The sequence below is a fragment of the Paenibacillus sp. cl6col genome, from assembly GCF_900102125.1.
In the GTDB taxonomy this organism is placed as follows: Bacteria; Bacillota; Bacilli; order Paenibacillales; family Paenibacillaceae; genus Paenibacillus_B; species Paenibacillus_B suaedae.
In genome coordinates, this window is sequence record NZ_FNAZ01000013.1 from 72,418 (window position 1) to 85,547 (window position 13,130).

The following is a 13,130-nucleotide window of genomic DNA, read 5'->3' on the forward strand; positions in this document are numbered from 1 at the left end:
GAAAGAAAATTTCAACATCGCCGTATACTTTTTTTCAATATCCTTCAATTGCTCCTTCTGCTCGAACGTTAAAACATTTTTTCCTTCTTCAGCAAACGCAGAACTTGCCAGTAAAAAAATCGGTACTAGTGAAAAAACAATGAAGTAAGTTTTTAGACATGTAATACTCTCCTAATTTTTTGTGTATATGTAAATTTCAATGGTAAAAAGGAGATTGTGTTGATGAAAAGTAAATTTATTTTTGTTGTTAGCTTGATCTTGCCTATTCTATTATTACTAATTGGAAATAATGGCAAACAATTAGGATTTCCGGTTCCCTTTGTTTTTTATGGTCCAAAGGAGCCGTTAGGTCATGCAAGTGAAGTTTTTTTATGGAGAAATGCAGTAGAATGTTCATGGAGGCTTGATTTATATGCGGTAAATGTCTTTATCGTGTATGGCACTCTACTTTTGGTACGAAATACAGTTAAACAGGTAACAACAAGAATTTTTTGTAAGTGAGAGTATAATCTCTCGTTGTTCCAATATTAGTCCGTCTATGCTAAAATGCGCAAATCTGAACAACAGTAAGAAAAAGAAAAATCCCCGTGGTTGTGCACTCTGACGTCATCGTAAATGCTTCTGTAAATCCATTTGGGTCGCCTGACCTCGCCGTTTTCGATTTTGGATATGATGGCTTTATGTATACCTGTCAATGTTGTTAATTGGGACAACGCCATGCCTTGCTTGTGTCTGTACGTGTGGATGAGTTCACCTATGGACAATATTTGTACCATCCAATAAGACACCTTCTCTCATTTTTCGATAATTTATGATCAATATTATTCTAACATGGGAGAAAAAGGAATTTAATAGACGAGAAAATACGCAACAATAGGACTGCGAATGTATGAACCGCTTCATAGCTTCAAGTGTCATGTTATCGAATGAAGAATAATAAACGATTCGTTCTACTTTGGTGACAAGCGCATATAATCCAGATTATATACTCGATTTTCCAGCCTTACTTATATGGAGCAGGAACTCTAAGGTTTATTCGAAGAGACGATGATGTTCAACATGGATATTGCTTGAGAAGCTGCATCCAGATGTAGTGCGGGGGTGAGAGGAGTTAACAAAACTCTTATAGGAAGCGCTTACAAAAAATAATAACAATGTGCCCATACTCATTCTCCACTATTTGATCTGCGGTTGGAACAGGGCATCTACGAATGAGGCTGATACGAATTATGGAATTAGGCGTTCATCCAGAAGTATGGCAAATCGGCATGCTGGAGCTTACCCTGCGTGTCGTCACTGCCGTTGTGTTGGGCGGAGCAATTGGATTGGAGCGCGAATTTGGGGAGCATGCGGCTGGATTCCGTACGCATATTCTCGTTTGTCTTGGTTCTGCGCTCATTATGATGTTGTCGAGTTACGGCTTTTCAAGCTTTATTTATGAAACGAATGTACGCATGGACCCTGCCCGGCTAGCAGCTCAAGTGATTAGTGGGATCGGATTTCTTGGTGCGGGAACGATACTTAGGACGGGCATGACCGTATCAGGACTAACGACTGCCGCCTCTTTATGGGTAGTTGCCGCGATAGGCTTGGCGGTTGGAGCAGGCTTCTACTACGGAGCGCTACTGACCGCATTTACAGCATTCTTCAGCTTATTCATGTTGAACAAGCTGGAGAAAAAATTCTCGCTCTTCTCGAAATCAGCCTCTGTAAGGCAGCTTGCACTTGTTATTGCGGACGGACCGCGCCATATCGGGAAGGTTCTATTTATTCTGAAGGAACAGAACATTGCCATATCGGACATTTCCATTGAACCTGTGGATCGAGGAGCGGAGGCTAGAGTAACCGTCTATCCACTAGTAGAGGAATCAAGTGAACTAGATAGCTATTGCTGTGTGCTGCTGCAGGTAACATTGAAATGCCGTACATGGCATATCGATAAGCTGCTGGAGAAGCTGCTTTCTGAGCCGTGCGTGAGGGCTGTGAAGCATTTTGGCATCGATGAATCGACCGCGGAGAAGAGCAGATGGGGTCTTAGCGACTTGTTCGAACGCAAGCAGGAGGGTCAATCTGTAGAAGAGCAATCCAAGTAATACCTGCATCACACAAAGACAGCACAGCCGAGAGCGTGTACTCTTCCAGGGCTGTGCTGTTCGTGTTGCAGCTTGAGTAGAAAGCCGCCGTATATTTCTCGGGAAATAATGGTGTTCCTGTCGGACAAGCTCATTATGCGTCGTAACGCTTGCTGCGATATACAATCAATGTAATGATAATCGCTGCAGCCATCCAGATGGAGATGATGCCAGTATGGATTAAAATGGATGATGTTCCTTGTCCATCCCACAGTTTCTCGGCTGCTGCTGACAATTGAGATGTTGGCAAGTAATCCACAATCGTATTTACCAGGGTGCTATTAAAGATAGACTTGAACATTGGCCCCATCAAGAAGATGATCATCAGCGGCATACCTACAAAAGAAGTTTCCATCATCGTACGGGAAAGTAAACCGGTAAGAGTTCCGAATGCTACATACATGATAAGACTTGGTACAATCAGCATAACAAGACCGACAAGCGGAAGAACTGGTGTATTTGCAATCAGAAATGTTGCGACAAGCGCACATACGGTCAAGAATACGGAGATTGCGCTCTTGCCCAGCAATACTTCGATCGGCTTGGCAGGGGACAACATCAGTACGCGCAGCGTATGCTTCTCCTTCTCTTCCGCAACGATCATAGATTGAACAAATAAACAGGTCATGAGCAGCGCCATATTAACTGGCATCATCAGAAGAGTGGCGCCATCACTGGCTTCTCCTTTGCTGAACATAAAAGCGAAAATAAGCGGCAAAGCGGCAGTGATTAAAAGCATTTGATTCTTTAGAGCGTCTTTCCATTCCTTCTGAATCATTGCAGATACACGATTTATCGAAAATGTCATTGTAATACGCCTCCAGTCACTTTAATGAAAATATCGCTTAATGTCGGTTCGTTCGAATGGATCGATACTAGCTTGCCGGAAGCCATCCAGTCATGAATGCGCTTGGCTCCACTCTCGTCGCGCTCAACGGTGTGGGTTCCATCTGTTGTAACAACCGTAATGCCATGATCCATATGGGCTAGCCGCAGCTGCTGAGGTGTATCCATGGCAGCAATGCATCCATTATGGAGGAATGCAATGCGATCGCACAGCGATTCTGCTTCTTCCATGTCATGTGTCGTCAGGAAAATGGTTGTGCCCATGCGGTTAAGTTCGCGCAGCGCCTCATGAATTCGTTTTGTATTTGTTGGATCAAGAGCAGATGTCGGTTCATCTAAGAACAAAACATCGGGCTTATGGAGCAAGGCGCGTGCGAGTGTTACCCGCTGCTTCATCCCTTTGGACAACTGTTTAACAACCGTTTTGCGTTCATTCGTTAAGTTAACCTGTTCCAGCGCTTCCTGTACTCGGCTCGTTGGCACATTATACAACTTGCAGAACAATACAAGATTGTCTTCAATGGTGAGCCGATCGTACAAGGTACTGTTATCCGTCAATATGCCGATGCGAGATAGATGCTGCTGGCGTTCCGAATCCTTCATCTTTGCGATGTCTACGCCAAATACGCGGGCTGTGCCTGACGTAGGAAGCAGTTGACCAGTCAGTATCTTAACGGTTGTTGTCTTGCCGGAGCCGCTAGGTCCCAGAAATCCGAAGATTTCACCGCGTTCAATTGTGAAGTCAATTGGCTTGATGGCTTGCTTATTGCCGAATGTCTTGGTCATTGCTCTTACTTCGATAATTGGTTCCATGTGAGTGACCCTCGCTTTATATAAATGATATTGTGTACGATGTGAAAGCCGGTGCCGCTATTATTCGCTTGCGGCTGAGTCGGCTCATTGCTGCGCTGCCGTCCCTGTCGACATCCTTATCGTATCGCGAAAGGGTGATCATCACCTCAAAAACCCCGCGAATAGAGTGCTCCAGAGGTTGAATGGAGCATTTCGCGGGGGGAATGGAGCCAATGAGAGAGTGGATAATACAGCTTTCCTGATGAATGGCGCAGTCGATGAATTATCCGATCCCCATAATGGCCTTCATTTCTTCATATTTATTCTTGGAGAGTGGTACCTTGCTCTTATTCTCATCATCGAGGACGAGGCTGTAGCTGTTGCGCGACCAAATAATGACCTCGCGTACACGCTGCAGGTTGACCAAGTAAGAACGGTGGCAGCGGAAAAATCCGAATGCCTTAAGCTTGCGCTCCAGTTCCGTCAGCGTCATTGTACAGGGGAGGGAACCCGAATGCATATGAAGCTGGGAAGCCCCGTCTTGGCTTTCAATATAATTCAGTTCCAGTGGATCGATAAGCACGATTTTGTCTTCGATGCGCGCTGGAATCTTATCGAAGCTGATTTGAGGGACGAAGCGTTGTCCAGCTCCAGCTGAAGAGGATTCAGGCTCATCCTCTTCGTTCTCAGCGGCTTGTATTGTGGACTTCTTGTCCTTGGTTGATGGTAGGCTGCTAACATCTTCATTCAGAGACTCCGTCGTTCCGGTGCCTTCTTGTCCACCATCTTCGGCTACCGCTGCTAGCACTTGCTGAACAGCATCGGTTGTGTGCTCGTCATTTTCAATGATCTCAACTTCCGGAAGTGCCCCTGTTTCAGGTGCCTCATCCTCAATGATAACGGACTTGAAGCCCGATGGTGTTAAGCGAACGACATGATTGGTCATCGTAAGCGCGCTTTCTAAGGAAGGCACGGTCATGAAAATTGAAGCGCCTTCTTCGCACATAGTGTTGATCCATTGCCGAAGCAGGTAGCTGCTCTCCAAATCCATGTGGAATTCGGGATCCTCGATGACGATTAGTTCCGGACGATGAGCAGCGGCTCTCGCCAAGTGGAATCGGCGCTGCTCAGATAACGTACATTTGCCAAGCGGTGTATTCACGCACTCATGCAGACCGGTTAACTTCAATAGCTGCTCAAGTCGATCTTTATGGTAGGCTCCATACATCTTCATATAGAAGATAAGGGCATCCTTCGGTGTTAATCGCTCGTAGAGGGGATCGCCCTGCCGAATCCAGCCGATCTTGGAGGCGAGTGAGGCAGAGGAGAGTGGCACTCCACGCCAGGTTACACTGCCGGCAGAGGGCTTAGCTCGATTCATAAGCAGATCGATAATTAACTGTCCCGTAATATGGTTGCTTTGCACTGCAATGCATTGCCCGGGATGTATTTGTACGCTCAGCGCATCTAACAGTGTGGAATTGCCCTTCGTCACATATAACTTATCAATAATAAGTCCTTCCCCGTAGGGGGGTTCCTGCGCGTTCATACGCGAACCTCCAATCAGTATGCCCATTCATTGTTGTGAGATAGATCATATAGGTAAATGATATATCGAGAACCTAGATTTGGGTAGATATTAACCTGACTAATATGTACTTTCCTTGCTGGGGGGAGAGATAGAGTAAGACATTAAGCAAGGGGAGGTGTTGTTAATGTTCGGATTTCGACCATAATGTCATTTACCAATGTGAATAAAAATGATATTTATAAATAATTTACGAACATTGGGCGGGAATGATGTTGACTTGTTCGCTAAATTTCGATACAATAAGGTTGCTCCCACAGAAGTGGGTGGCAAGGATTGATTGGCCATTTTTTTGTTTATCCTGTTCGTATATCCCAGAGATAAGGTCTAGGGGTCTCTACCAGGAGCCGTAAATTCCTGACTACGAGTAGGTATGCTTTGGCATACCTGAACGTAACGGGATATTTTTTTTGCCCAAATAGGTGCAGGCTCATCGGATAGAAGAGAAATAGACCGAGACATCGTGAGCATCGAGGAGGAAACAATGAGTAAATATGATGTAATTGTTGTAGGAGCAGGTCCGGCCGGTATTTTCACTTGTTATGAATTATCTTTGAAGGCACCGCAATTGAAGGTTTTGCTTGTAGATAAGGGACATGATATTTATCGCCGCAACTGTCCGATTTTGGAGGAGAAGATTCAGAAGTGTCCTCCAGCGGCAGGGAAGAAGGACTTTGCTGGTTGTCTTCCAGCTTGTTCGATTACGAACGGCTTCGGTGGAGCAGGGGCATATAGTGATGGGAAATTTAACGTAACTACAGAGTTCGGGGGTTGGCTGACAGACTTCTTGCCAGCTTCGCAAGTACTGGACTTGATTAAATATGTAGATGCAATCAACTTGGAGCACGGAGCGACGACGGACATTACCGATCCAACGACAGAAACGGTTCGCCGTATTGAGCAGCTTGGATATTCTGCTGGCTTGAAGCTGCTTCGCGCACAAGTTCGACATCTGGGCACTGAGCAGAACTTGGAGATTTTGAAATCCATTTATGAATATTTGAAGACTCGTATCGATATGGCCTATAAGACCGAAGTAGCGGATCTGATTACAGAGAAGCAGGATGGACGCCATATTGTGAAGGGGATTGAACTGAAGAGCGGCGAGAAGCATGAAGCGGATCAAGTGGTCATCGTACCAGGACGTGACGGTTCTGCGTGGCTGACGGAGATATTGAAGAAGCGCCGCTTGAAAATGTACAACAACCAAGTGGACGTTGGGGTGCGTGTGGAGACATCGGATATCGTCATGCGCGAAATCAACGAGCACCTGTATGAAGGGAAATTCGTGTTCAACACGTCTGTCGGCACACAAGTGCGTACCTTCTGCAGCAATCCATCTGGCCATGTCGTGGTCGAGAATCACAGTGGGATCATGTGTGCCAACGGGCACTCCTACAAGGATCCGAAGCTTGGTTCTGCGAATACGAACTTTGCATTGCTTGTCTCGCACAAGTTCACGGAACCGTTCGACAAGCCAAATGAGTACGCTCGTGAAATCTGCAAGCGTGCAAATGATTTGTCCGGAGGCGGGATTATCGTTCAGAAGTACGGGGATATCATTCGCGGCCGCCGCTCCACGGAGAAGCGCATCCAAGAGGGCTTCTTGGAGCCTACCTTGAAAGAAGCTGTTGCTGGAGATTTGGGTCTTGTGCTTCCGTATAATACGATGAAGAGCCTTATCGAAATGGTTGAAGCGCTTGATCGCGTAACACCAGGCATCGCTTCTGAGCACACGTTATTCTATGGGGTTGAGGCGAAATTCTACTCCGCTCGTCCGAAGCTGGATACGACATTGGAATCCGAAATTGATGGCTTGTACTGCGGTGGAGATGGCGCGGGCATTACGCGTGGGCTCGCACAAGCGGGTGCTGCAGGTGTACACATTGCACGGAGCATTGTTGCAAAGCGCGGGGCATAATTTCACATTGCAGGTCAACAACATATACAGCTTATGGCCAGTGAGTCGATCGTGAGACTTACTGGCTTTTTTGCGTAGAGCGGTCATGTACGGGGTTATACGCAAAATGGACAATATTTGAAAGATACTTTGTGATAAAATGCACAACATCGGAATTGGGGCTCCGTTACAATGAATTTGCAACCTGTTCAGCTGACATTCCAACTGGAATTATTCGTATCTGAGTAGGTGCGGATGGGGTGTGGCCTTGGAAATGATGGGGCTTGCATCCAAATAAGCATAAGCAGGAGGTCATGTCGATGTCAGGTTATTTGAAGCCGCAGCAAATTGCGGAAGCGACAGTAGATACCGGAACGATTAAGGCGAAGAACCCATTGTCCGCCATGATGATTCTAGGATTCCTTGCCGGCGCATTTATTGCGCTTGGTTATCTCTTATATATACGTGTAACAGCTGGAGCACCTGCGGAATGGGGGAGCATCAATAGCCTAATTGGAGCGTCGCTGTTCCCGGTTGGTCTTATTCTGGTCTTGTTAGCAGGGGGTGAGCTGTTGACAGGGAATATGATGGCTGTACCACTTGCTCGGATGAAGGGACGCATATCTACGGTAGAGGTCATTCGCAATCTTGTCGTCATTACGATTGCCAACTTCTTAGGTGCGCTGTTCGTGGCATACTTCTTCGGTCACGTGGTTGGTTTGACTGGTTCCGGCGTTTATTTGCAGAAAACGGTAGATGTGGCTGCGCATAAGCTGGACGATAGTTTCATTCAAGCCTTTGTAAGTGGGATTGGCTGCAACTGGTTAGTTGCACTAGCGGTATGGCTTGCCTATGGAGCAAAGAGCTTCAGTGGGAAAATCATGGGGATATGGTTCCCAACGATGGCGTTCGTTGCGATTGGCTTCCAGCACGTTGTAGCGAATATGTTCGTAATTCCGGCTGCGATCTTTGAGGGTCATTTTAGCTGGGGACAATATTTGACGAACTTCGTGCCGGTATGGCTGGGCAATTTGGTTGGAGGCGTCGTGTTCGTTGCAGGGGCTTACTATATGGTATATTTGCGTTCGCAGCAAGAGCAGAAGCAGGCAGCTGCGGCAGGTGTCTCAAACACATCAACGAATGTGCAAGAAGTGGGCAATGCAAGCAAGGTGGCATCGTCAGGAAGTGCAAGTGCACCTGTCCATTAGAGGGTATTGGGATTAGAGCATGCCAAGTGATGTTGAAAAAGAAGATAGGTAAGGTCTAGTCCATCGAGGCTAGGCCTTTTTTGCGTCATCGATATGACGTTTTTTTCATAGGAATTCACGGGCTTGTCACTTACGCAGGGGATAGATGTGGTAAACTACGGGTGACAAATTTATTTCCGCATTTCGCATTCTATAAAAAGATACCGATACCTCGCTGTATCTGTAAGCGTATCCAACTAACTCGTGGGGAGGGATCTGGCTGTGAAGTTGCATTTTACGGGCAGTATCGAACATGTATTACCAGGGATTCTCGAATTGAAGTCATTATTGAAGGTGGAAGTGGGGACAGAAGGCACTACAGTTCGCGTAGAGCAGGGAGAGGGGTCGCTTCGTGCCGCATGGGATGGTGCAGAAGGCTTGATCCGCTATGAGTCGGATATTCATTTCTTCCGTGCACTGGGCTTGTTCGTTGAGCAGCTGCGCAAGGGGCAGCCATTCGATATTATAGAGCATCCGCAATTCACGTATAACGGAACGATGATTGATGCATCTCGGAACGCAGTTCCGAATGTACATATGATGAAGCAGACGCTGCGCTCAATGGCGTTAATGGGCTTGAACGGCGCAATGATATATACCGAAGATACGTATGAGGTTCCAGGTCGTCCGTATTTCGGCTACATGCGCGGACGCTATACCGCGGAGGAACTCTATGAGATTGACCAGTATGCCGCGTTGTTCGGAATTGAGGTAGTGGCATGCATTCAGACACTTGGTCACTTGGCGCAGGCGCTGAAGTGGGACTATGCGAATGAGATGAAGGATACAGAGGACGTCCTTCTTGTAGGAGAAGAGGAGACCTATCGATTCATTGAGGATATGATTGTAGCGTCAACGAAGCCGCTGCGTTCCAAGCGCATTCACATCGGGATGGATGAGGCGTTCGGGCTTGGTCTAGGCAAATATATGCACAAGCATGGCTTCCGAGAGCGATTCGATATTATGAACGAGCATTTGGCGCGCGTATTAGAGATTACGAGCAAACATGGCCTTACGCCGATGATGTGGAGTGATATGTACTTCCACCTGCTTATGAAAAACGGCGGCCACTACTATGATCTCGACATTAACTTCTCGAATGAAGTTGTTGATCAAATTCCGAAGGGCGTACAATTCGTCTACTGGGATTACTACCATGATGATCAAGGCTTCTACGAGGAATTTATCGAGAAGCATCGCCAACTGGGCTCTGATCCGGTATTCGCTGGAGGCGTCTGGGTATGGGGCGCGATGAGTCCGAACTACGGGAAGACGTGGCAGAATACGAATCCAGCGCTGCTTGCCTGCAAGTCGAAGGGCATTAAGGAAGTGTTCGCGACAGCATGGGGCGACAACGGGCAGGAGACGAATCATATGACAATTCTGCCAGGCTTGCAATTGTTCGCTGAGCACGGCTATACCGAAGGGGAAGTCGATGAAGCGAAGATGAAGGAACGCTTCCAGCTGTGCACCGGACAGAGCTTCGATGATTACTGGCAGCTCACTTACTTGGATGAGACACCGGGTGTAACGAAGAACAACATGCACGGTTCGAACGGTTCGAAGTTCCTGTTGTTCCAAGACACATTGATCGGGTTGTTTGATATCTATTTGACAGAAGAGCTGGAGTCGCAGCTGCCGAAGCATTACAGTGAGCTTGCTGAACGCCTCGTGGCTGCACGTGACAATACCGCAGGAGATCATGCGCTCGTGTTTGATATGTATGCGAAGTTGTCCAAGGCTGTTGGCGCAAAGTCGATGCTTGGCGTGCAGGTCACGCGCGCGTACCAGAATGGTGATAAGGATGAGCTTCGCCGCATTGCCGCTGATGTCATTCCGTCCGTTCGTCCGCTGGTCGATGAAGCGCGCAAGGCGCATCGTGCATTATGGATGGCGACAAGCAAGCCATTCGGCTGGGAAGTGCTCGACAGCCGCTATGGTACCGTGCTTGCACGGCTGCAGTCGGCGGAAGATCGGATTCTCGACTTCGTGGAAGGCCGCGTAGATCGCTTGGAGGAGCTTGATGCAGAACGTCTGCCATTCTACAGTGATGATCCAGTGGCAGGGGATCGCATCGCACATCAGCCGTTCTTCCATCGCATGGTGACGGGTACCGTGTTCTCGGCAATCTAATATCGTCAGGCAGCGAAGTCAATGGGATGTAAATACCTTATCGTGCTTGCAGGAGACATGTGCAAGGTTCGATGGCAAGCACGATGCTACTACAGCGAACTATGGTAATAGGCTGCTGTATACAGCAGCGAGGGGGCCCGGTCGGTTACGACCCGGGTTTTCTTGTTGTTGTGGTGCTAGGCATGATGGAGCTTCACCTTTTATACGATGTGAAATCGGATGATGGAAGATATCTGCTGCAAAGGAGATGCTAGATTGGCTATATACGCCCTCCTACTAGTTATTGCTTCAGCCTTCGCGCATGCAGCTTGGAATATGTTCGCGAAGCGGAGCATTCATAAGGAATCCTTTTTATTTTGCTTACATGGGTTGGCAACCGTCGTGTTCATGCCATTCTTTATCCATGATCTTGTGATCATGCACTGGACTTGGACGAATGGCTTGCTGCTTGTTGTGTCCTTACTGCTGCAAGGGATATACCTCTGGCTCGTATCCAAGGCCTATCAGATTGGGGATCTGTCCAAGGTATACCCGATGATGCGTGGAACGGCCGCACTCATTGTGCCAATTGTTAGTGTGGTGCTATACCAAGAGAGCCTGTCTCTTGTTGGCTGGCTCGGCTGGCTGCTCATTGTTGGAGGTTTGTTCGCACTTAGCGGCATGTTCTCCTCGAAGGAGCCGCGTGACAGGACATGGTGGCTTACCTTGGCAATTACGACGACGGTAGGATTGTGTACGGCCAGCTATACGCTGACGGATAAGATGGTGGTGCAGTTCTTCAGCCCCTTGGGTCTGATTCAAATTTCGAACTTAGGTGCACTCCTATTTTTAGCGCCTTCTGTCCTGAGAACGAAGCGGCTGCGCGAGGAATGGCGCATCAATTGGCGCACGATTGTACTTGGCTCCGTCGTCTCTCCAGGCTCCTACTTGCTGTTCTTGTTCGCGATGACGCTTGGTCCGCTTGCACACTTGGCGCCCATTCGTGAATTCAGCATTGTGATCGGGACATTGCTCGGCATCGTTGTGTTGAAGGAACAGCAGGGCTGGACGAGAATTGCGACTTCGGGGGTCGTAGCAGCCGGTATGGCCTTGATCAGCATGTGGGGATAGCGTGGATAGCAGGAATCTTCCGGTTCGTTGTTCAGTGCGACTTGCTTGCGACCCATTTGCATTTGAATGAGTGAATGTAATATATAAGCAAAAAAAAGCGCCCGCCCTCAATGATCGTCTGTATGCAGCAGGTCAGTTGAGACAGCGGGCGCTCTATGTTCACGAGGACTCTCGTGTTAATTCACAATCTTATATTTATCGTTCGTCAGCTCGAAAATTTTCTTAATGCCTGATGTAACGTACACCTTATGATCCGTAGTGATGAAGATGGCTTCAATATTCGGATCTGCCTCGACGAACTTCAATCCCTTCTCTACACCGAGTGCGAATAAAGAGGTAGACAACGCATCGGCATCCGTCGAGTTGTTCGTCACAATCGTTACACTGCTAAGACCATTGTCAACCGGATACCCGTTAGCTGGGTCAAGAATGTGGTGGTAGTGTTTGCCGTTCTCCACAAAGTAACGCTCATAGACACCTGATGTAACAATCGTCTTATCAGTTACCCTCATCTTGCCGATTTGGTTGCCGCGAGATTCATCCGGGTCTTGGACGCCAATGGTCCAGTCGGAACCGCCAGGCTTCGGTCCAACGGCAAAAATATTGCCGCCAAGGTCAATAATGGCGCTAGGGAAGCCGTTCGTGCGCAAGTAGTCAGCAATACGGTCTGCAGCGTAGCCTTTGCCGATGCTGCCCATATCCAGCTCCATGCCTTCACGGTTCAGCTTAATTTCATGCTTGTCCGGGTTGAGCGTAACATCCTTATAATCAACCAGCTTCAAGGTTTCTGCGAGTTTCTTCGCATCCGGCACTTTCGCATTCTCATGGCCAATATTCCATAAGTCCACGATTGGGCCGACGGTTGGATCGAATCGCCCTTCGGTACGCTTCGCGTAATCGAGCGACTTGGCAATCAGATCATAGGATTCCGGCGTAACCGCGACAGCTTGCTTGCCGGATGCAGCATGGATCTTGGCCAGTTCGCTCGTGTCCTTCGTACGGTTCAGACGGGAGTCGATTTCTTTTAACAGGTTCTCGATATCTTTGAATTGTTTTTGATTCGCTCGCTCATCATAAATCTTGACGGTAACGATCGTATCAAAAATAAAGTAGGATTGCTGCTTAATGGCGGATTTCTGGCTTGCAGTATCGCTCGTTCCAGATGCATCTTTACTGCTGCCGCAACCACTCAAAATAAGGGCGCAAGCAGAGAACAGAACGATGGCACTGCGAAGCAGGCTGCGTGAACGTATCATAAGGCGATTCCTCCATATATATGTGTAATGAAATAGACAGGATTTGAACATCCTTGTATTAAGGAAATAGGCTCGTAACCAAGCATTTTATTATAGCAGTTCCCCAAAAAGTTGCAAACCAAGCAT

At 47.7% G+C, this 13,130-nt stretch carries 10 protein-coding genes and 1 riboswitch; of the genes, 6 read left to right on the forward strand and 4 right to left on the reverse strand.

From position 1 onward, the window contains the following. Nucleotides 1-222 precede the first annotated feature (222 nt). Both BLS15_RS25505 and BLS15_RS25510 read left to right on the forward strand, forming a co-directional pair. Nucleotides 223-501 (forward strand): hypothetical protein, encoded by a 279-nt coding sequence (locus tag BLS15_RS25505; RefSeq protein WP_021257274.1) that lies wholly within the window; start codon nt 223-225, stop codon nt 499-501. Between the two features lie 728 nt (nt 502-1,229). Continuing rightward, on the forward strand, nt 1,230-2,093 hold the full coding sequence (locus tag BLS15_RS25510; RefSeq protein WP_090514449.1) for an MgtC/SapB family protein: 864 nt from the start codon (nt 1,230-1,232) through the stop codon (nt 2,091-2,093). Nucleotides 2,094-2,226: 133 nt separating this feature from the next. On the opposite strand, the gene BLS15_RS25515 is transcribed toward BLS15_RS25510, so the two are convergent. From BLS15_RS25515 to BLS15_RS25525, 3 genes are all read right to left on the reverse strand, one after another. Beyond that, nucleotides 2,227-2,940: an ABC transporter permease gene (locus BLS15_RS25515; protein ID WP_090514452.1), complete on the reverse strand. Its 714-nt coding sequence runs from the start codon at nt 2,938-2,940 to the stop codon at nt 2,227-2,229. Continuing rightward, entirely contained in the window at nt 2,937-3,791 is an 855-nt protein-coding gene (locus BLS15_RS25520; RefSeq protein WP_021257271.1) for an ABC transporter ATP-binding protein, read from the reverse strand. Before BLS15_RS25520 ends, BLS15_RS25515 begins: the two co-directional genes overlap by 4 nt. 262 nt (nt 3,792-4,053) lie before the next feature. Then, nucleotides 4,054-5,319: a LytTR family transcriptional regulator DNA-binding domain-containing protein gene (locus BLS15_RS25525; RefSeq protein ID WP_021257270.1), complete on the reverse strand. Its 1,266-nt coding sequence runs from the start codon at nt 5,317-5,319 to the stop codon at nt 4,054-4,056. 324 nt (nt 5,320-5,643) lie between these two features. Then, nucleotides 5,644-5,742: riboswitch (purine riboswitch) on the forward strand. A gap of 100 nt (nt 5,743-5,842) precedes the next feature. On the opposite strand from BLS15_RS25525, the gene BLS15_RS25530 reads away from it, so the two are divergent. The 4 genes from BLS15_RS25530 to BLS15_RS25550 all read left to right on the forward strand — a co-directional run bounded on the left by BLS15_RS25530 (nt 5,843) and on the right by BLS15_RS25550 (nt 11,748). Then, nucleotides 5,843-7,279: an NAD(P)/FAD-dependent oxidoreductase gene (locus BLS15_RS25530; RefSeq protein WP_021257269.1), complete on the forward strand. Its 1,437-nt coding sequence runs from the start codon at nt 5,843-5,845 to the stop codon at nt 7,277-7,279. 299 nt (nt 7,280-7,578) lie between these two features. Beyond that, complete coding sequence (locus BLS15_RS25535; protein ID WP_021257268.1) at nt 7,579-8,466, forward strand: formate/nitrite transporter family protein; 888 nt, start codon at nt 7,579-7,581, stop codon at nt 8,464-8,466. A 261-nt stretch (nt 8,467-8,727) separates the two neighbouring features. After that, the gene (locus BLS15_RS25540) at nt 8,728-10,638 is read left to right on the forward strand and encodes a beta-N-acetylhexosaminidase (protein ID WP_021257267.1); all 1,911 of its coding nucleotides are present in this window, start codon (nt 8,728-8,730) and stop codon (nt 10,636-10,638) included. A gap of 255 nt (nt 10,639-10,893) precedes the next feature. Continuing rightward, entirely contained in the window at nt 10,894-11,748 is an 855-nt protein-coding gene (locus tag BLS15_RS25550) for a DMT family transporter (RefSeq protein WP_021257265.1), read from the forward strand. A 176-nt stretch (nt 11,749-11,924) separates the two neighbouring features. Here the strand turns inward: BLS15_RS25550 and BLS15_RS25555 are convergent, their stop codons facing one another. Beyond that, on the reverse strand, nt 11,925-13,004 hold the full coding sequence (locus tag BLS15_RS25555; protein ID WP_021257264.1) for an FAD:protein FMN transferase: 1,080 nt from the start codon (nt 13,002-13,004) through the stop codon (nt 11,925-11,927). Nucleotides 13,005-13,130: the final 126 nt, after the last annotated feature.

Excerpts from the sequence above, each read along its gene's own strand:
- BLS15_RS25505 (WP_021257274.1), top strand. The coding sequence starts at position 223 with ATGAAAAGTAAATTTATTTTTGTTGTTAGCTTGATCTTGCCTATTCTA.
- BLS15_RS25510 (WP_090514449.1), top strand. The coding sequence starts at position 1,230 with ATGGAATTAGGCGTTCATCCAGAAGTATGGCAAATCGGCATGCTGGAG.
- BLS15_RS25515 (WP_090514452.1), bottom strand. The coding sequence starts at position 2,940 with ATGACATTTTCGATAAATCGTGTATCTGCAATGATTCAGAAGGAATGG.
- BLS15_RS25520 (WP_021257271.1), bottom strand. The coding sequence starts at position 3,791 with ATGGAACCAATTATCGAAGTAAGAGCAATGACCAAGACATTCGGCAAT.
- BLS15_RS25525 (WP_021257270.1), bottom strand. The coding sequence starts at position 5,319 with ATGAACGCGCAGGAACCCCCCTACGGGGAAGGACTTATTATTGATAAG.
- BLS15_RS25530 (WP_021257269.1), top strand. The coding sequence starts at position 5,843 with ATGAGTAAATATGATGTAATTGTTGTAGGAGCAGGTCCGGCCGGTATT.
- BLS15_RS25535 (WP_021257268.1), top strand. The coding sequence starts at position 7,579 with ATGTCAGGTTATTTGAAGCCGCAGCAAATTGCGGAAGCGACAGTAGAT.
- BLS15_RS25555 (WP_021257264.1), bottom strand. The coding sequence starts at position 13,004 with ATGATACGTTCACGCAGCCTGCTTCGCAGTGCCATCGTTCTGTTCTCT.